Below are 18,975 nucleotides of genomic sequence, written 5' to 3'. Positions count from 1 at the left end.
GCTCGGAGTCCGGGGATCGGCGAGGGGTGGGCAGTGGGTTGTCAGTCATTGCGTGGTTTCTCCGCGGATTCCTCGTAATCGTCCCCCACCGCGACGTCCCCGTCGTCAGCGCCCGTCCAGGTTACGTGCAAGTCCCCCAGCGCTTCGACCTGTTCGAAGGTGACCGCCGACTCCCGGAAGAGCTCCAGCACCGCCAGGAAGCGGGCGATGACCTCGAAGGTGCCCGAGCAGTCGGCCACCAGCGTGCGGAAGGTGGCGCGCCGGAGCCGGCGCAGGTGCATGACGAGGATGGCCGCCTGCTCCTTGACGCTCGCCAGGGGCTGGTAGATGTGCCCGACGCTGACGGTGGGGGGCAGCTTGGGGGTGAAGGCCTTGGCGGCGATCTTGGCGAGCTGCTCGGGCCCGATGCCCAGGATGAGCTCGGGCAGGAGGTTGGCGAACTGCGGCTCCAGCGGCACCGTACGGGGGAAGCGCAGCGCCTCCTCCGCCATCCGCCCCGCGAAGAGCTTCGCCACCTCCTTGTACGCCTTGTACTGCAGCAGCCGCGCGAACAGCAGGTCCCTGGCCTCCAGCAGCGCCAGGTCCTCCTCGTCCTCCACCTCGCCCGAGGGCAGCAGCCGGGCCGCCTTCAGGTCGAGCAGGGTCGCCGCGACCAGCAGGAAGTGGCTGGTCTGGTCGAGGTCCCACTCAGGCCCCCGGGAGCGGATGTAGGCGATGAACTCGTCGGTGACCTTGGAGAGCGAGACCTCGGTGATGTCCAGCTTGTGCTTGGCGATGAGGCCGAGGAGCAAGTCGAAGGGTCCCTCGAAGACGTCCAGGTGGACCTGGAACCCTTGAGGCTGCTCGGCGTCGGTCACCTGGCCATTGTGGCAGGCGCCGACCAGCGCGAGAGCACCTCGCGGGCCAGCTCTCGGTAAGCGTTGGCACCGAGCGAGGACGGGTCGAAGGTGGTGATGGGCTCACCGGCGACGGTCGCGTCGGGGAAGCGGACCGTACGGTTGATCACCGTGTGGAACACCTTGTCGCCGAACGCCTCCACCACGCGCGCCAGCACCTCACGGCCGTGCAGCGTACGGGCGTCGTACATGGTGGCCAGCAGGCCCTCGATCTCGAGGTCCTCGTTGAGCCGCTCCTGGACCTTGGAGATCGTGTCCATGAGCAGCGCCACGCCGCGCAGCGCGAAGAACTCGCACTCCAGCGGCACCATGACGCCGTGGGCGCAGGTGAGGGCGTTGATCGTGAGCAGGCCCAGCGACGGCTGGCAGTCGATGAGGCACACGTCGTAGTGCGGCAGCAGCGGCTTGATCACCCGGCCGAGCACCTGCTCGCGGGCGACCTCGGTGACGAGCTGCACTTCGGCGGCCGACAGGTCGATGTTGCTGGGGAGCAGGTCGAGGCCCTCGACGCCGGTCTCCAGCAGCACGTCCTCGGCGGTGACGCCCCGCTCCATGAGCAGGTTGTAGACCGTCAGGTCGAGCTGGAGCGGGTTGATGCCCAGGCCGACGGAGAGCGCGCCCTGCGGGTCGAAGTCGACCAGCAGCACCTTGAGCCCGTATTCGACGAGCGCGGCACCCAGGTTGATGGTGGTCGTCGTCTTGCCGACGCCGCCCTTCTGGTTGACCATCGCGACCACACGCGCCGGGCCGTGCACCGCGGGCGGCACCGGCTCGGGGAACACGGGTCTGGGCCGCTGCGTGGGCCCGAGGTTGACGCCGTTGGAAGGCGCGTTGGTCTTCGTGTCGCCCCAGGGGTTGTCGGGGGTCCCCGGGGTCGAACCCTTGGTCGTCACAGTCACCAGCTCGAACCTCCCTGACGATCCCGAACCGGACCGTCCGGACGGACACTATGGGCTCGCCACTTTAGGCGGCAAGGCGGCACGCCGAGGGTTGCCGCACGTCGCAAAAGACTATAGATCACTGCCGGGCACGTGGATGCGCGGCGGCGTAGACCTCGCGAAGTTTGTCGACCGTCACCAGTGTGTAGACCTGCGTGGTCGTCACGGAGGCATGGCCGAGCAACTCCTGAACCACCCTAACGTCAGCGCCGCCGTCTATCAGATGGGTTGCGAAGGAATGGCGAAGAACGTGGGGACTTATCCCGTCGAGCTCGGCGCGTTCGGCGGCGGCCTGGAGCACTTCCCACGCTCCCTGCCTGGTCAGACGGCCTCCCCTGGCGTTCAGGAAGACGGCCGGGGTGCCGCGCCCGTGGGCGAGCAGGCCGGGGCGGGCCCGTACGAGGTAGGCGTCGAGGGCGGAGCGTGCGTAGCGGCCCAGGGGCACGACGCGCGTGCGTTCGCCCTTGCCGCGCAGGCGTACCTGGTCGTCCTCGAGGTCGTCCACGGCCAGCCCGACGGCCTCGGAGATGCGGGCGCCGGTGCCGTACAGGAGCTCGAGCAGCGCCCTGTTGCGCAAGGTCAGGGGCGCGCCGTCGGGGCCGGAGGCGGCGATGAGCCGCTCGACCTCGTCGACGGTGATGGCCTTGGGGAGCCTGCGCGGCTGGCGCGGCAGGCGTACCTCGTGGGCGGGGTCGTGGGCCGTGACGCCTTCGCGCAGGGCGAAAAGGTGCAGCCCGCGCACGGCGGAGACGGCGCGGGCGGCCGAGCTGGCGGCGAGCGCGGGGTGCTCGCCGTCGCCCTCGCGCAACGCGGCGAGGAAGGCCAGCACATCGGCCTCCCCCACCTCGTCGAGCTCCGCCCGGCCGCGCGCGTGCAGGTGTTCGACGTATCGCCGCAGGTCACGACGGTAGGACGCGAGCGTGTTGGCAGCCAGGCTCCGCTCCACCGCCAGATGGGCGAGGTAGCTGGAGAGCACCGCCTCCACGAAAATGATCCTTCCGGTCACGCCTCAGGGGCGTCGGCGGGGCGCAACAGGGCGAACCCCTCAACCGAAGCCGCGTACGCGGCGAGGATACCGGCCACGGCCGGGGAATTGTGGATCATTCCCATGAGCGCCCTCTCGACCGCGTCGGCCAGCGGCACCCACTCGACCGGCATGTCGATCTCCTCGTGCCGGTGGACGAAGTCAGTCTCGACCTTGGTCAGGTCTCGGGCGAGGAAGACCCGGATCCGCTCGTCGGTCATGCCCGGAGAGGAGCGCAGGTCGACGAGGGTGTGCCAGGTGTCGGCCCGGTAGCCGGCCTCCTCGGCGAGCTCGCGGGCCGCCCCCTCGACGAGCGATTCGCCTTCGACGTCGCGGATCCCGGCGGGCAGCTCCCACATCAGCATGCGCGTGGGGTGGCGGTACTGCCTGATCATCAGGACCCGCTCCCGGTCGTCGAGCGCGAGCACGGCGACCGAGCCGGGATGCACCACGACGTCGCGGTCGGCGACCTCGTCGAGGGGCATCTTCACCGAGTCCGTGACCACCGTGATGACGTGGCCGCGGAAGCGTTCCTTGGAATCGACGACGTCCCACGCCTCGGGCGTGTCTGTGATCATGGTCGCACTCGCTTCCGGCCCTCGTTGGTTACGCAAGCTGCCGCCCTCGGTCCGAGGCTCGCCGCTCCGGGGACCCTCACTGGGTCACCTTCGTGGTGACTCGCGCGTCGGCGTACGCCAGGGCCGCGGTGATGAGGCCCTTGAACATGGGGTTGGCCCGCGTGGGGCGCGAGCGGAACTCGGGGTGGGCCTGGGTGCCGATGAAGAACGGGTGGACCTCGGTGGGCAGCTCGGTGTACTCGACCAGCCGGCCGTCGGGCGACAGGCCGGAGAAGACCAGGCCGACCTTCTCGAGCTGCTCGCGGTAGGTGTTGTTGACCTCGTAGCGGTGGCGGTGGCGCTCGTCGGCCTTGGCCTTGCCGCTGTAGAGCTGCCTGGCCAGGGTGCCCTCGCCGAGCTTGGCGGTGTAGCTGCCGAGCCGCATGGTGCCGCCCATGTCGCGCTCGCCGGCGACGACGTCCTCCTGGTCGGCCATGGTGGAGATGACCGGGTGCTTGGTGTCGGGGTCGAACTCGGCGGAGTTGGCGTCCTCGATGCCGGCCATGTTGCGGGCGGCCTCGATGACCATGCCCTGCATGCCGAGGCAGATGCCGAGCAGCGGGATCTTGCCCAAGCGGGCGTGGCGGATCGCGCCGATCTTGCCCTCGATGCCGCGCACGCCGAACCCGCCGGGGATCAGCACACCGTCGACGCCGTCGAGCTCGCGCTCGGCGCCCTCGGGGGTCTCGCAGTCGTCGCTCTTGACCCACCGGATGTTGACCCGGGCGTCGTTGGCGAACCCGCCGGCCCGCAGCGCCTCGGTGACCGACAGGTACGCGTCCGGAAGGTCGATGTACTTGCCGACCAGGGCGATCGTGACCTCCTTGGCCGGCCGGTGCACCCGGCGCAGGAGCTCCTCCCACTCCTTCCAGTCGACGTCGCGGAACGGCAGGCCGAGCCGGCGCACCACGTAGGCGTCGAGCCCCTCGGAGTGGAGCACCTTGGGGATGTCGTAGATCGAGGCCGCGTCCACGGCGGAGACGACGGCGTCCTCGTCCACGTCGCACATCAGGCTGATCTTGCGCTTGATCGCCGTCTGCACGGGCCGGTCGGAGCGCAGCACGATCGCGTCCGGCTGGATGCCGATGCTGCGCAGCGCCGCCACGCTGTGCTGGGTCGGCTTGGTCTTGAGCTCGCCCGAGGGGCCGATGTACGGCAGCAGCGACACGTGCAGGAAGAACACGTTGTCGCGCCCGACCTCGTGCCTGATCTGGCGGACGGCCTCCAGGAACGGCAGCGACTCGATGTCGCCGACCGTGCCCCCCACCTCGGTGATGACCACGTCCACCTCAGGAGCGGCCATGCCCCTGATCCGGTCCTTGATCTCGTTGGTGATGTGCGGGATGACCTGGACGGTGTCGCCCAGGTATTCGCCCCGCCGTTCCTTGGCGATGACGTTGGAGTAGACCTGGCCGGTCGTCACGTTGGCCGAGCCGTGCAGGTCGGTGTCGAGGAAGCGCTCGTAGTGGCCGACGTCGAGGTCGGTCTCGGCGCCGTCGTCGGTGACGAACACCTCGCCGTGCTGGAACGGGTTCATGGTCCCTGGGTCGACATTGAGGTAAGGGTCGAGCTTCTGCATGGTGACCCTGAGACCGCGTGCCTTGAGCAGGCGACCGAGGCTGGATGCCGTGAGCCCCTTGCCGAGACTGGAGGCGACACCGCCGGTGACGAACAGATGCTTGGTTTGCGATGCGCTGCGCAAAGGGGCTCCCGTGGCTCGAGGTGTGGTCGAAGTGTCCACGGGCTCTCAGGATATCAAACAACGCCCCCGACATGCCCGAACGGTGTGACCTAGCGGTAACTTTGGTCCCTATGTCATTGGTACGGCGGGCAGTCGGCGCGCTGATTCACCGAGCCTACGCGGCGATCCGCCGCGCGGGCGCGATCACTCCTGCCGCTCCGTCCGGTTACCGCTTCGGCCGGATCGGCGACGGGGTCAGCATCGCCTTCCCCCCGGGCGCGATCTTCGGCGAGCGATGGATCGAGATCGGCGACCACACGCTGATCGGCGAGCGCGTGTCCCTGTCCTGCGGCATGGGCCCCGGGCTGGACCTGGGGCCGGAGTCCATCCTGCGCATCGGCGGCGGCTGCTCGATCGGCCGCGGCTCGCACATCGTGGCCCACCAGTCGATCGACATCGGCGACGACGTCTTCACCGGCCCGTACGTGTACATCACCGACCAGAACCACGTCTACGACGACCCCGAGGTGCCGATCGGCCGCCAGTGGCCGCGTAACAGCCCGGTATCGATCGGCTCCGGCTCGTGGATCGGGGCGGGCGCGATCATCCTCCCGGGCACGAGACTGGGCCGCCAGTGCGTGGTCGCGGGCGGGGCGGTGGTACGCGGCGAGTTCCCTGACCACAGCGTGGTCGCCGGCGTCCCGGCCAAGCTAATACGCGGCTACAGCTCGGAGTTAGGCTGGCACGCCCCCCGCTCCCTCCTGACGCACCCGGCCCGGCCCGGGGGATGGACCGAACAAGCTTCTGCCGGTTAGCGTCGAACCATGCGGACCCCCATCTGTGAGCGCCTGGGCATCGAGTTCCCGTTGTTCGCCTTCAGCCACTGCCGCGACGTCGTGGCCGCCGTCACCAACGCGGGCGGTTTCGGGGTCCTGGGTGCGATCGCGTACTCGCCGGAGCAGCTCGACACCGAGCTGACCTGGATCGACGGGCAGGTGGGCGGCCGGCCGTACGGCGTGGACGTGCTCGTGCCCGGCAAGGTCGACGCCTCCGCGCTCGACCGGCAGGCGCACCTCATGGACTTCGTCCCCGACCGGCACCGCGACTTCGTCACCCATCTGCTGTCCAAGTACGGCGTGAGCGCCCCCGTGCAGCCGCTGACGGCGGCGGCGGACGAGTTCGGCAGGCGGGTGACGGCGGCCGGGGCGACGGGGCTGATCGACGTGGCGCTCAAGCACCCGATCGGGCTCATCGCCAGCGCCCTGGGGCCGCCTCCGCCCGAGATGGTCGCCAGGGCCAGGGAGGCGGGGGTCCCGGTGGCCGCGCTGGTCGGCACGGTCGAGCACGCCCGCAGGCAGGTGGCGGCGGGCGCGGACCTCATCGTGGCGCAGGGCACCGAGGCGGGCGGGCACACCGGCGAGATCTCCACGATGGTGCTGGTCCCGCAGGTCGTGGACGCGGTCGGCCCGGTCCCCGTGCTGGCGGCGGGCGGGATCGCGTCCGGACGGCAGATGGCGGCGGCCATGGCGCTCGGGGCGCAGGGCGTGTGGTGCGGCTCAGTCTGGCTGACCACTGAGGAGGCGGAGACGTCGCCCGCGGTCAAGCGCAAGTTCCTGGCCGCCTCGTCGCTCGACACGGTCAGGTCCAGGTCCCGTACGGGCAAGCCGGCCCGCCAGCTCAAGTCGGCCTGGACGGAGGAGTGGGACTCCGGGCAGGAGAGCCCCGGGCCGCTCGGGATGCCGCTGCAGCTGCTGGTGGCCGAGGGCGCGATGGCCCGCATCGGGGCGGCGGCGGAGAAGGGCGAGCCGGGGGCGGTGGAGCTGGTCAACTACTTCGTCGGGCAGGTCGTGGGCCAGCTCGACCAGGTGAGGCCGGCCCGCGAGGTGGTCTACGACATGATCAGCGAGTTCGGGGAGGCGGTGGAGCGGCTGCGGCTCCTGACCGGCTCCGACTAGCCGCGTAGACGTACAGGTACGGGTGCCGCGGCCGGATCCCGCCGTCCGCCGCGGCCCTGGCCAGCGCGAGCGCGCCGTCGGCCGAGGTCCCGGCGGGCGGCGTGAACCGGGCTCCCGGCAGCAGCTCGCGCACGGTGCCCTGGAACGGCTCCATCAGCAGGTCCGCGGCGTCGAAGACGCGGCCGCCCCAGGAGAAGACCGGGTCGAGCCCCGACGCGGCGGCGACGGCGGTCTGGCCGAGCTGCCGCCCCGCCTCTGTCCAGATCCCGCGCGCCACCGGATCCCCCGCGCGGGCCGCGTCGGCCACGGAAGGCGCGAACGACGCCAGGTGGTGCGCCGGCGAGGCCGACTCATAGACGAGCGCCACCAGGTCCAGGGGGTGGCCGAAGCTGGCCGTCAGGTGTTCGAGCAGGGCGGGCGAGCCGCCGGACCGGCCGTCGTGGGCGCGCAGGGCGGCCTGGAGGCCCTGGGTGCCGATCCAGGCGCCGCCGCCGTGGTCGCCGAGCAGGTGGCCCCATCCGTCGGACTGGTTCCAGACGCGGTCGAGGTCGGTGCCGAGCGTGATGACGCCGGTCCCGGCGGCGACCACCACTCCGGGCCGGAATCCGAGCGCGCCGACGTGCGTGGTCACCATGTCGCCCGCGACCACGAGCGTCCCGAGCCCGAACCGCTCCCCCAGCGCCCGCCACAGCGCCTCCGGCTCCCTGACCAGCCCCGGCAGGCCGGTCACGCCGACGGCCATCCCGTCCAGCCGCCCGGGGACGCGCGTCGCGTCCCCGATGACCGACGCGATCCGGGTGGCGAGCCGGTCGAGGTCCACCCGCCCCTCGGTGCGGGGCACGGGTGCCGAGTCCTCGCCGCGCGCGATCTCCCCGTCGCTCTCGATCCGTGTCCTGATGCCTCCGCCGCCGACGTCCACGCCCGCGAAGCCGCTCATCCGGCCTGCCCGCCCAGCGCGGCGACGGCCGCGCGGACGCCCGGATGAGCGGCGAGCGCGGCCCGCGCCTGGCCGGGTGTGCAGCCCGTGAGCAGCCGTACGAGCGCCTCCGGGATCCGCCCGTCCGCCTCCGCCAGCGCGGCGCCGCAGGCCGCGGCGTCCTCCCCGGTCGCCTCCATGAGCAGGTTCACCGCCCGCTGCTCCAGCTTGGCGTTGGTGGCGACCAGCCCGACCATGAGGTTCGAGTAGGTACGCCCCGCCTTGATCATGAGTGCCGTCGAGAACGCGTTCAGCAGCACCTTGGTCGCCGTGCCCGCCTTGAGCCGGGTGGACCCGGTCAGCGCCTCGGGCCCGGTGTCCGCGACGACGAGAATCGCGGCCAGATCGCGCAGCGGCGCGGCCGGGTTGCAGGTGATCAGCACGGTGAGCGCGCCCGCCGCCCTGGCCGCGCGCAGCGCTCCGGCCACGTACGGGGTGGCCCCGGACGCCGTGATCCCGATCGCCACGTCGTTCTCGCCGAGCGCCCCGGCGTCGGCGGCGCCGAGTTCCTCGGCGTCCTCCCGGTCCACGGAGGAGTCGGTGAGCGCGCCCGGCCCGCCGGCGAAGTGCGCCGTGAACAGGCCACGCGCCACCCCGAACGTCGGCGTGATCTCGGTGGCGTCCAGCACCGCCAGCCGCCCCGACGCGCCGGCGCCGAAGTAGTGCACGCTCCCGCCCCGGCCCAGCCGGAGACGCGCCTCGTCCACCGCCCGGGCGAGCGGCCCGGTTGCCGCGCGGGCCGCCTCCACCGCCCTGGCGTCCTCGTCCAGCAGCAGCCGCAGGACGTCTCCTGACTCCAGCGTGTCGATGTCGGCGGTGCGCGGGTTGCGGCTTTCGGTCGGTGGTGCCACCTGGGGCATCGTGCTCCTCATCGATCGTGTTCGTACGGCTGGGCGAGCGAGCCCTCGTAGGCGGTGAACAGCCGGCGTGACTCCGTGGCCAGATCACCCGGATCCGACGCCGCGGGCCCCGGGCCCTCCCGCAGGAAGAGCTCGGCGCGTTCGCGGAGCCGTTCCCGCAGCTCCGCCTCCGCGCCGGGGTCGCCGGCGAGCGCGCGTGCGAGACCTCGCGCCCACAGCTCCCAGCGGTCGCGGTAGTAACCGCCGACCAGTCCCGCCCAGTGCCGGCCCGCGTAGTCGTCCAGCAGCGGGCTGTCCGAGGTGCCCCACACCGTGATGATGCGGCGGGCGTTGTCCCGCAGGACCGCCCGGTCGTCCGGGTCGCCGGCCCACGACAGGGCCGTGGCCTCCCAGTGCTGGAAGGTGTACTCGGGGTGGCAGGCCAGCATCCGGTCGAGGTCCTCGAAGACCCGGAGGAAGCGGTCGACCTGCGCCGGGCTGCCCGCCGAGTCCAGGACGTCGAGGCAGAGGCGGTCGGCGACCCTGGCCATGTACGCGATGCCGGTCTCCACGAGGTCGTGCCCGAGCGGTCCCGCGGCCAGGCCGGGGTCGCGCTCGGCCACCTCGATCAGCTGCTCCCAGGCCGTGGCGAGGACTTCCGGCCGGTACCACAGGACACCGGCGACGTCGGCGCGGAGCTCGGCCGGGCCGCGCTCGTACGAGGGCGCCGCGGTGATGACGCCTTCGAACGCCTGGGGGAGAATCGGCAGGCCCCGGGTGTCGTAGACGGTCTCCAGGAGCCCCTGCCAGGCCGTCCGCAGCTCGGCCGTCCAGCGGGTGCCGTAGCGCTGGGCCACGAACGCGTCGAGCCAGGCGTCGAGGTCGGGGACCTCGTTCCAGATCTGGTCGACGACGAGCTCGAAGAAGACCGGGTTGTTGCGGGTGGCCTCCATGGACAGGCCGAGGCCGGCGGGCGGGCTCGGCGCCGCCAGGGCCGCGTCGATCCCGGCGGGCACTCCGCGCAGGTCGGCGCCCGGATCGGTGCGGCCGCCGAAGTTGAGCAGCGCGCACCAGAGCCACGGCTTCCCGGAGAACCCCTGGAAGGGCCCCCACAGCGGGTCGTGCTCCGCCCACAGGTCCGCCACGAGCATCCGGCCGTCCGGGATCGCGTCGAGGAAGGCGTTGACGCGGTCCTCGGTCCAGAAGTCCCGCTGGTAGGAGAACGGCCAGGCCTGCATGAGCCAGACCGCGTCCGGGTCGGCGGCCTGGAGCCCGGCCAGCGTCGCCGCCGCCACGGCCCCGGGGAAGGCCGGGTCGGCGTCGATGGGGATCATCTCGATGAACGGGTCGGCGGCGTACAGGTGATCGGTGCCGAAGAGCTTGATCTGCGCGCGGGCGATCTCGGCGCCGATCCGCTCGTACAGCGGGTCGGCCGGGTCGAGCACCCAGGTCTCGAACCCCTGCCAGAGGCGGCGACCGGCCCGCCCCGTCGACGCGAGCTCGGGCGGGACATGTCCCGTGAAGGCCGGGAGCACGGGCGTCATGCCGAAGGCGCGCTCGCGGTCGAGGATGCGCGCGCCGAGCTCGCGATGGCTCTCGATCCAGGACGAGGACAGCGGGCCGGCGAAGTTGTCCAGGCAGCCCATGAACTGGAACGGCAGATAGCCCGGCCCGCCCAGGAAGCCGCGGATCTGCCGGTCGTCGAGACCGAGCTGGGAGTAGGCGGCGTGCAGCGCGGCCTCGTGGCCGGTGACGGCCAGCGGCATGGTGATGCCGTGCAGGGCCATCCAGTCGATCTCCCGCTCCCAGTCGGCCCAGTCCCAGTAGGGCATCGTGTAGCTGAAGGTGCAGAAGTTGAAGTAGTAGCCCTCCCGGACCCGCGCGGCGCCCTGTCGGAGAGGGGCGTCGGGCAGGGACGTCAGCCCTAGTGGGAGCACCGTGTCCCAGCCCACGGACGTGCCGCAGCGTTCCCGGAGATAGTGATGGAGCGCGACCGAGGCGCTCACCCCGTCCGTCGCGGCGATGGCGAGCACGCCGTCCGCCGCCTCGTAGGCGTACTCACGGCCGTCGCCGTCGCGGGCGGCGAACCGTACCGACCCGGCCACGGGACCCAGCACGCGGCGGGCCAGGCCGCGGACGGTGTCCGCCCAGGGCGGGCCCTCACCGGACAACACTGCAGCTCACACCCCTCGACTAATTAGTTCCGTACGGTCCATAATTAATATGCTAGCGTACCGGCAACCGATCGCAGGGAGAGAGCATGGAGCAGGTCGTCGCCGCCGGCACGCAGTTCATGCGCGAGGTCAACGCCGCCGCCGTCCTGCGCAAGCTGCGGGCCGCGCCGCCGAAGGAGGCCAGCATGAGCGTGTCCGCGCTGGCCAAGGCGGTGGGGCTCTCCCGCCAGGCGGTCACCCGCTCGCTCAACGCGCTGGTCGCCGAAGGGCTCGTCGAGTTCGGCCCCCTCGATCGCGACTCCACCCGGGCGGGACGGCCGGCGCAGCTCGTACGGTTCCGGGCGGAGGCCGGCCACGTGCTGGGCCTGTCGATCAGCCCTCAGGACGTGCGCGTGGCGCTGGCGGACCTGGCCGGCACGGTCACGGCCTCCGACGCGGAGCAGCTCGCCGCCGGTCCCGGCGGTGACCAGGTGGTGGAGACGCTCCTGTCCACGGTGGAGCGGACGCTGCGCGCGACGGGCGTCACGACCGGCGACCTCTGGTTCGCCTCGGTGGGCACCCCCGGCATCGTCGACCCGGCGACCGGGGTCATCAAGCTCATCCCGAGCATGCCCGGCCTGACTGGCGACCTCCTCGCGCGCCGGCTGACGGAGGCGCTCGGCTGCCCGGTCTACCTGGACAACGACGTCAAGCTGGCCACACAGGGCGAGCGTTGGCGGGACGCGGAGCGGCGCGAGGACTCGCTGGTGATGATCCACTGGGGCGAGCGGGTCGGCGCCGGCATCGTGCTGAACGGCGAGCTCTACCGCGGCGCCTCGAACGACGCCGGCGACGTCGGCTTCCTCGACCTGTTCACCGACGGCCCCTCGACCCCCCGCCACCCGCAGGGCCTGGGCCCGTTCGAGGATCGGGTCGGCGGCGCGGAGATCGTGCGCCAGGCCACGGCGGCGGCCGGACGCGCCGCCGACGGCGCGCTCCTGGCCCGGATCGACGCCGCGGGAGAGCACGCGCTCGAGGCCGTGCTGGACGCCGTCGCCGACGGCGAGCCGGCGGCGCTGGAGGCGATCGACGTGGTGGCCCGCCGCTTCGCCAAGGGGATCTCCGTGATCCGGGCGATCCTCAACCCGCGGCTCGTCGTCATCGGCGGGCCCCTGGCCAGATGCGGCGAGCCGCTGCTCGCGGCGCTCCGGCGGCATCTGTCCTGCGAGCCGCTGGACCAGCCGGCGCTGGAGGTCTCGACGCTCCAGGAGGACGCCGTCGTCCACGGGGCGCTGCTCCACTCGCTGGACGAGATCGAACGGACCAGATTCGGCCTGGTGAGACCAGCCTCCGCGTGATGAGAACCGGTCGCCCTGACAGCCGTTGACGACACGACGCCACCCACCCGATTGAGGAGAAAGGTCACACGCATGACGAGACCAGCCCGGCATGCAGCGCTCGCGGCGCTCAGCGTCACGACGGCGTTCGCGCTGACGGCCTGCGCGGGCGCCAGCAGTTCGGGGGGAAGTACGGCGACCAAGGTCAATGTATCGACCACCATCGCGAACGACCCCGTGACGCTGACCCTGGCCTACACCAACGACCCGCCCACCAAGGCGCTCATCGACGGCTTCACCAAGAAGCACCCCAACGTCACCGTCAAGCCCCAGATGACGCCGTTCAACGACTACATCAAGTCCATCAAGCTCGCGATGTCGTCCGACTCGGCGCCGGACATCGCCCAGTACAACCCGGGCGCGATGAACTCCCTGGTCCCGGCCGGTCTCATCCTCGACCTGAGCCCGTGGTCCAAGGCGTACGGCTGGACCACCAAGTTCCCGCCGGCCAGCCTCGAGGTCCTCAGCTCCGACAAGTCGGCCAAGCAGTTCGGGACCGGCAGCCTGTACGCCGTGCCCGGCGGGCTCTCGGTGCTCGGCGTCTTCTACAACAAGAAGATCGTGAAAGAGGTGCCGAAGACGCTGGCCGACTTCGAGGCCGCGATGCAGAAGGCCAAGGACGCCGGCCAGACCCCGCTGAGCAACGGCGCGCTCCAGGTCGGCGGGTTCCACCTGTGGAACGCGCTGCTCAACGTCACCGGCGACGTCAACGACTACCGGTCGTGGGTGTACGGCAAGCCGGGCGCGACGATCGAGAACCCGGCCGCGTTGAAGGCCACCCAGACGCTGGCCGACTGGGCGAAGAAGGGATACGTCTCCGCCGGGGCGAGCGCCACGGCCGACGCCGACGCGCTGGCGAGCTTCGCCAAGGGCGACAGCGCGTTCCTGATCACCGGCAACTGGGCGGCCTCCACCCTGGAGACCGAGATGAAGGACGACGTGGGCTTCTTCCTCATGCCCACGCCGTCGGGCGAGCCCGCGAAGGTGGCCTCGGGAGCCAGCGTCGCGTACGCCATCTCGTCGAAGTCGAAGAACCCGAACGTCGCCGCGGCGTTCCTCGACTACCTCAGCTCGCCGGAGGCGGCGAAGGTCGAGTTCGACGGCGGGTTCATGCCGGTCGACACCAAGGCCGAGCTGGGCGCCACGGGGCTGCGCGGCGACATCGCGGGCGTCTTCGCGCCGGTGGCGCAGGGCAACGGGATCGTCCCGTTCCCCGACTTCGCCTCCCCCGGCATGATCGACAAGCTGACTCCCGGCATCCAGGGGCTGATCAGCAACAAGATGACCCCCGACGCCTTCCTGAAGTCCCTGCAGGAGTCGTGGGACGCCCATCATGGCTCGTGAGCTGAGCCCGGCCGTCTCCCCGCCGCGGGCCGCTCCGGCCCGCGGCGGGGGGCGGGCGACCGCCGGGGACGCCCCGCCACCGCGCCGGCTGGGGCGGCGGGTGCGCGGCTGGCTGTACGTGCTCCCCGCGCTCGCGGTGTACCTGGGCTTCGCAATCTGGCCGGCGCTGAACACCCTCCGCCTGTCGCTCCTGACCTGGGACGGCATCCTGCCGCCGGTCTGGGCTGGTTTCTCCAACTACGTCAAGATTTTTCGTGATTCAGCGCTGTACGAGGCCATCCTGCACAGCCTCGCGCTGATCGTCTTCTTCTCGGTCATCCCCATCTGCGTCGGGCTGCTCATGACGGCCCTCCTGATGGGCAAGGTGCGCCGGGGCATGACGTTCTTCCGGATCGTCTTCTTCCTCCCCCAGGTGCTGCCGCTCGTCGCCGTCGGCATCACCTGGCGCTGGCTCTACAGCGAGTCCGGCGTGGTCAACCAGTTCCTCGATCTGGTGGGGCTGGGGTCGATCACCCGCGCCTGGCTGGGCGACTACGGCCTGGCTCTCATCGCGCTCGGCCTCATCGGGACGTGGGTGATGAGCGGCCTGTGCATGATGCTCTTCCTGGCCGGCGCGCAGAAGATCGACCCGTCCCTGTACGAGGCGGCCAGGCTCGACGGCGCGGGGGCGTTCCGGCAGTTCCGGCACGTCACCGTGCCCGGGGTGCGCAGGGAGATCACGGTCGCCGGCGTCATCACCACGATCGCCGCGCTGGCCAGCTTCGACCTCGTCTTCGTCACCACGAACGGCGGCCCGGCGGGGCAGACCAACGTGCCCGGCCTGCTGGTCTACCGGCTGGCCTTCAACGAGGGCGACATCGGCGGCGCCAGCGCGCTCGCGGTCGTGCTGACCGTGATCGTGGTCGCCGTCGTCAGCGCCGTCCGATACTTCACCAGGGATGATCAGAGTTGAGAACGCTCGGCGGTGTCAGTGTCCGGTACGGAGTGCTCGTCCTGCTGGCGGTGATGGTGCTGGTGCCCTTCGCCGGCATCGTCCTGGCCGCCCTGCACCCCTCGGGCGCGCAGCTCGACGGGCTGAGCATCCCGGACAGGTGGTCGTGGGAGACCTTCGCGCTCGCCTGGGAGCGGGGCAACTTCACCAACCTCATGAGTTCGAGCGTGCTGATCGCGGTCTTCGTGGTGCCGCTCGCGGTGGTGATGGCCACGCTCGCGGGGTACGGGCTGGCGATCCTCAAGGTGTGGGGGCACCGGACGTTGTCGTTCGGGTTCGTGATGGGGCTCACGCTGCCGATCGAGGTCATCGTGGTGGCGCTCTACTTCAACCTGCGCGAGGTCGGTCTCACCAACTCCTACGTCGGCGTCATCCTGGCCGAGGCGGCGCTGTTCATGCCGTTCGGGGTGTACTGGATGCAGACGCACTTCTCGAACGTGCCCGAGGAACTCGTCGAGGCGGCGCGCATCGACGGCGCCCGGGACCTCGTGGTGCTGGCGCGGGTGCTGCTGCCCATCTCGTGGCCCGCGGTCACCACGCTGTCCGTCCTCTACTTCATGTGGTCGTGGAACCAGTTCATGCTGGTGCTGGTCATGATGCAGGACCCGGACCGGCGCACCGCACCGAGCGGGCTCGGGCTCTTCGTCGGCCAGTACACGACGGACATCCCGTTGCTGGCGGCGGCCTGCCTGATCGTCATCGCGCCGATCGTCGTCGTGTACCTCGTCTTCCAGCGCAGCTTCGTCAACGGCATCACCCAGGGCGCCATCAAGGGCTGACCCACACCACCCTTTCAAGGACCCCAGCCCTCGACCGACGCTCGCCGCCCAACGGGCCCGCACCGCCCTCCATCCCCAGAGGACCCCAGCCACGGTCGGCGGGCGCGTCCCGCCATCCCCGACCGCGCCGCCGACGTCGGCTGAGGTCCCTCGGAGACGCGGCGGAGGTGCCACCCGACCTGCGCGAGCGCCGTGCCCTGCCCTCCTCAAAGGACCCCGGCCGCGGTCGGCGGGCAAGTGGCTCACATTTGGCATTCACGCCGAAACCCATGCCAAGATGCGCGTGTGGTCGGGACACCACCGGAGCTGGAGCGTGGCACGGGAGTCCCCGCGCACGTGCAGATCGAGCGGTGGCTGCTCGAGTCGATCTCCAGCGGCGAGATGGAGCCGGGCGACCGGCTGCCCGGCGAGCGGGAGCTGGCCGGGCGGCTGGGCGTGAGCAGGATGACGCTCAGGCAGGCCCTGGCCACCCTGGAGCGCGACGGCGTGCTGATCAGGGTGCCCGGCAGGTCGGGCGGCGCGTTCGTGGCCGAGCCGCGCATCGAGTGCGACCTGACCGGGCTGGCCGGGTTCACCGAGCAGATGCGGCGGGCCCACCTGCGGGCCGAGGCGCGGGTCCTGACGGCGGCCACCGTGCCCGCCCCGCGGGCGGCGGCCGCGGGGCTGGAGGTGGCGGAGGGCTCGCCGGTGCACGAGGTGGCCAGGGTGCGCTCGGCCGGGCTGTCGCCGGTGGCGCTGGAGCACTCCTGGTTCCCGCCCCTGCCCGGCTTCCTCGACCAGGACCTCACCGGCTCCCTCTACGCCCTGCTGGCCGCCCGCTACGACCTGGAGCCGCGTACGGCGGTCGAGCACCTGGCCCCGGTGATCGCCCGTCCGGCGGAGGCCGCCGAGCTGGGCATCGCCCCCGGCGCGCCGCTCATGCTCATCGAGCGCACCGCCCACGCGGGCGACGGCACGCCGGTGGAGTTCGCCCGGGACCTGTTCCGCCCCGACCGGGTCCGGATCTCGGTACGCAGCGGCGTCACGGAACCAAGGGAGTCCTGACCACGACGCCCGGCACCCAGGCGCCCTCGACCTCGATCTCGACCTGGGCCCCGGGACCGACCGGCAGGTAGGCGTAGGCGATCGACTCCTTCGCCGTGTAGCCGTACCCGCCCGAGGTGACCCGGGCCACGACCTGCCCGTCCAGCCGTACGGGCTCGTTGCCGAGCGCGACCGCCCGCGGGTCGCGCAGCGTCACGCACCGCAGCCGCCGCTCGGGCGCCGCGTCCAGGGCGTCCTTGCCGAGGAAGTCCTTGTCGGTCTTGACGCAGAACCCCAGCCCCGCCTCGTACGGCGTCGTCTCGGGCCCGATGTCCGCGCCCCACACCCGGTAGCCCTTCTCCAGCCGCAGGCTGTCGATGGCCCGGTAGCCGCCGGCCACCAGCCCGTACGGCTCCCCCGCCCGCCACAGCTCCTGCCACAGCCCCAGCCCGTACTCGGTGGAGCAGTACAGCTCCCAGCCCGTCTCCCCCACGAACGTGACCCGCAGCGCCAGCACCGGCACGTCACCCACGGTGATCTCCCGCGACGACATGAACGGGAAGTCCATCGGGTCCGGCGTGAGCCCGGCGATGATCTCGGGGGCGCGCGGGCCCCACAGGGCGAAGCACGCGTACTGGCCGGTGACGTCGGCGATCCTGGCCGTCGCGCCGGTGCGCGCGGCCTGCTTGCGCAGCCAGCCCAGGTCGTGCGAGCCGAACGCGGTTCCGGTGACGATCAGGAACTCCTGCTCGCCCCGCCTGGTCACGGTGAAGTCGCACTCGATGCCGCCGCGCCGGTTGAGCGCCTGGGTGTAGGTGACGGCGCCGACCTCGCGGGCGACCCGGTTGTCGCACACCCATTCCAGCAGGTCCGCCGCGTCCGGGCCGGAGACCTCGATCTTCGCGAACGAGCTCTCGTCGAACAGGCCCGCCGTGGTGCGCGTGGCCCGGTGCTCGACGCCGATCGCGGGCGACCAGAGCCGCCCCGCCCAACCGTCGGGGCGTTCCCCCTCCCCTGTCGAGTTCGAGTCGTAGTAGTTGACCCGCTCCCAGCCGGACTTCTCGCCGAAGACGGCGCCGTGGGCGGCGTGCCAGCCGTACGCGGGCGAGAGCCGCAGGGGCCGTCCCGCCGAGCGCTCGTGGCCCGGGTAGCGGATGTCGTAGTACGTCTCGTAGTTCTCGACGGCCCGCTTGATCGTGTACGACGGCGAGCGGTACTGACGGCCGAAGCGGCGGATGTCCATGTGCCAGAGGTCCATGCTGGGCTCGCCCTCGACGATCCACTCGGCCATCACCTTGCCGATGCCGCCCGCGCCCGCGATGCCGTGCGCGCAGAACCCGGCCGCCACGAAGAACCCGCCGACCTCCGTCTCCCCCAGGCAGAACTCGTTGTCGGGGGTGAACGCCTCGGGGCCGTTGATCAGCTTGCGGATGCCGACGTCGGCCATCGCAGGCACACGAATCCGGGAATTATCCGAAATTTCCTCAAATCTCGGCCAATCTTCGGACAGGAGGCGGCCGTTGAAGTCCGCGGGGACCGCGTCGAAGGAGTTCGGGCCGGCCGTCCAGGGCGCGCAGGTGCGCTCGTACCCGCCCATGACCAGCCCCTGCACCTCCTGCCGGTAGTAGACGAGCAGGTCGGGGTCGCGCAGCGTGGGCAGCCCCGTGTGCTCGTGGCAGGCGTCGGTCACCACGTACTGGTGCGACATGGGCACGATCGGGATCCGCACCCCGGCCATGCGGCCGACCTCGGCCGCGAACATGCCGCCGCAGTTGACCACGATCTCGCAGTCGATGTCCCCCTGGTCGGTGCGCACGCCGGTGACGCGGCCGTTCGCCGTCGTGATGCCGAGCACCCTGGTCTTGGTACGGATCACCGCCCCGCCCTCGCGGGCCCGCTGGGCCAGGGCGTAGCAGAGCTGCGAGGGGTCGATCTGCCCGTCCGTGGGCAGGTACGCGGCGCCCACGACGCCCTCGGGGTCCATGAGGGGGAACAGCTCGACGGCCTCGGCCACCGAGATCTCCTCCAGCGGCAGCCCGAACGTCCGCGCCCAGCCGATCTGCCGGCGGATCTCCGCCATGCGCTCGGGCGTGGAGGCCAGCTTGATGCCGCCGCACTCCGTCCATCCGGCGTCGAGGGTGCGGTAGAGCTCGACGGAGTACTGGTTCATGCGGGTCAGGGTGGGATCGGCGCGCAGCTGGCCGACCAGGCCCGCCGAGTGGAAGGTGGAGCCGCTGGTGAGCTCGTCCCGCTCCAGCAGGACGACGTCGCGTTCGCCGAGTTGGGTGAGGTGGTAGGCGACGGACGCGCCGCCCACCCCGCCACCGATGATCACGATGCGGGCCGAGTCGCTCATGGTGGC

16 protein-coding genes are annotated in these 18,975 nt (G+C 71.4%); 7 read left to right on the top strand and 9 right to left on the bottom strand.

Annotation, left to right across the window (positions count from 1 at the left end):
* Positions 1-41: 41 nt before the first annotated feature.
* From ACIBI9_RS03545 to ACIBI9_RS03525, 5 genes are all read right to left on the bottom strand, one after another.
* Entirely contained in the window at positions 42-857 is an 816-nt protein-coding gene (locus tag ACIBI9_RS03545) for a segregation and condensation protein A (protein WP_397220327.1), read from the bottom strand.
* Complete coding sequence (locus ACIBI9_RS03540; RefSeq protein WP_394500055.1) at positions 854-1,789, bottom strand: ParA family protein; 936 nt, start codon at positions 1,787-1,789, stop codon at positions 854-856. The genes ACIBI9_RS03545 and ACIBI9_RS03540 overlap by 4 nt, the downstream gene beginning before the upstream one ends.
* Before the next feature lie 124 nt (positions 1,790-1,913).
* A complete protein-coding gene (locus ACIBI9_RS03535) occupies positions 1,914-2,819 on the bottom strand; it encodes a site-specific tyrosine recombinase XerD (RefSeq protein WP_397220326.1) in 906 nt (301 codons plus the stop codon).
* A 17-nt stretch (positions 2,820-2,836) separates the two neighbouring features.
* Positions 2,837-3,436: an NUDIX domain-containing protein gene (locus ACIBI9_RS03530; RefSeq protein WP_397220325.1), complete on the bottom strand. Its 600-nt coding sequence runs from the start codon at positions 3,434-3,436 to the stop codon at positions 2,837-2,839.
* A 76-nt stretch (positions 3,437-3,512) separates the two neighbouring features.
* Positions 3,513-5,177, bottom strand: coding sequence for a CTP synthase (locus ACIBI9_RS03525; protein ID WP_397220324.1), 1,665 nt, complete (start codon positions 5,175-5,177; stop codon positions 3,513-3,515).
* A 110-nt stretch (positions 5,178-5,287) separates the two neighbouring features.
* Here ACIBI9_RS03525 and ACIBI9_RS03520 point away from each other — a divergent pair, with 110 nt between their 5' ends.
* Positions 5,288-5,971: an acyltransferase gene (locus tag ACIBI9_RS03520; RefSeq protein ID WP_397220323.1), complete on the top strand. Its 684-nt coding sequence runs from the start codon at positions 5,288-5,290 to the stop codon at positions 5,969-5,971.
* Positions 5,972-5,980: 9 nt separating this feature from the next.
* On the top strand, positions 5,981-7,111 hold the full coding sequence (locus tag ACIBI9_RS03515; protein ID WP_397220322.1) for an NAD(P)H-dependent flavin oxidoreductase: 1,131 nt from the start codon (positions 5,981-5,983) through the stop codon (positions 7,109-7,111).
* Here the strand turns inward: ACIBI9_RS03515 and ACIBI9_RS03510 are convergent.
* Genes ACIBI9_RS03510 through ACIBI9_RS03500 form a run of 3 tightly spaced genes read right to left on the bottom strand, consistent with a single transcriptional unit; the run spans position 7,056 to position 11,100 of the window.
* Positions 7,056-8,048, bottom strand: coding sequence for an N-acetylglucosamine kinase (locus ACIBI9_RS03510; protein WP_397220321.1), 993 nt, complete (start codon positions 8,046-8,048; stop codon positions 7,056-7,058). The genes ACIBI9_RS03515 and ACIBI9_RS03510 overlap by 56 nt on opposite strands.
* Positions 8,045-8,947, bottom strand: coding sequence for an N-acetylmuramic acid 6-phosphate etherase (locus ACIBI9_RS03505; RefSeq protein WP_397220320.1), 903 nt, complete (start codon positions 8,945-8,947; stop codon positions 8,045-8,047). Before ACIBI9_RS03505 ends, ACIBI9_RS03510 begins: the two co-directional genes overlap by 4 nt.
* A gap of 8 nt (positions 8,948-8,955) precedes the next feature.
* A complete protein-coding gene (locus tag ACIBI9_RS03500; RefSeq protein ID WP_397220319.1) occupies positions 8,956-11,100 on the bottom strand; it encodes an alpha-N-acetylglucosaminidase TIM-barrel domain-containing protein in 2,145 nt (714 codons plus the stop codon).
* Positions 11,101-11,186: 86 nt separating this feature from the next.
* Between ACIBI9_RS03500 and ACIBI9_RS03495 the strand changes: the two genes are divergently transcribed.
* From ACIBI9_RS03495 to ACIBI9_RS03475, 5 genes are all read left to right on the top strand, one after another.
* On the top strand, positions 11,187-12,437 hold the full coding sequence (locus ACIBI9_RS03495; protein ID WP_397220318.1) for an ROK family protein: 1,251 nt from the start codon (positions 11,187-11,189) through the stop codon (positions 12,435-12,437).
* A gap of 72 nt (positions 12,438-12,509) precedes the next feature.
* Positions 12,510-13,820, top strand: coding sequence for an ABC transporter substrate-binding protein (locus tag ACIBI9_RS03490; RefSeq protein WP_397220317.1), 1,311 nt, complete (start codon positions 12,510-12,512; stop codon positions 13,818-13,820).
* Positions 13,810-14,772, top strand: a complete 963-nt coding sequence (locus tag ACIBI9_RS03485; protein ID WP_397220316.1) for a carbohydrate ABC transporter permease — start codon at positions 13,810-13,812, stop codon at positions 14,770-14,772. Before ACIBI9_RS03490 ends, ACIBI9_RS03485 begins: the two co-directional genes overlap by 11 nt.
* 53 nt (positions 14,773-14,825) lie before the next feature.
* On the top strand, positions 14,826-15,590 hold the full coding sequence (locus ACIBI9_RS03480) for a carbohydrate ABC transporter permease (protein WP_397220830.1): 765 nt from the start codon (positions 14,826-14,828) through the stop codon (positions 15,588-15,590).
* A 285-nt stretch (positions 15,591-15,875) separates the two neighbouring features.
* Complete coding sequence (locus tag ACIBI9_RS03475) at positions 15,876-16,634, top strand: GntR family transcriptional regulator (RefSeq protein WP_397220315.1); 759 nt, start codon at positions 15,876-15,878, stop codon at positions 16,632-16,634.
* Here the strand turns inward: ACIBI9_RS03475 and ACIBI9_RS03470 are convergent.
* Positions 16,612-18,969 carry an FAD-dependent oxidoreductase gene (locus tag ACIBI9_RS03470; protein ID WP_397220314.1) on the bottom strand — a complete coding sequence of 786 codons (2,358 nt, stop codon included), beginning with the start codon at positions 18,967-18,969 and terminating at the stop codon, positions 16,612-16,614. The genes ACIBI9_RS03475 and ACIBI9_RS03470 overlap by 23 nt on opposite strands.
* Positions 18,970-18,975 lie beyond the last annotated feature (6 nt).

The sequence above is a fragment of the Nonomuraea sp. NPDC050451 genome (assembly GCF_044458585.1).
The sequence above is the reverse complement of the archived record's forward strand: the minus strand, read 5'-3'. Positions and strand labels throughout refer to the sequence as shown.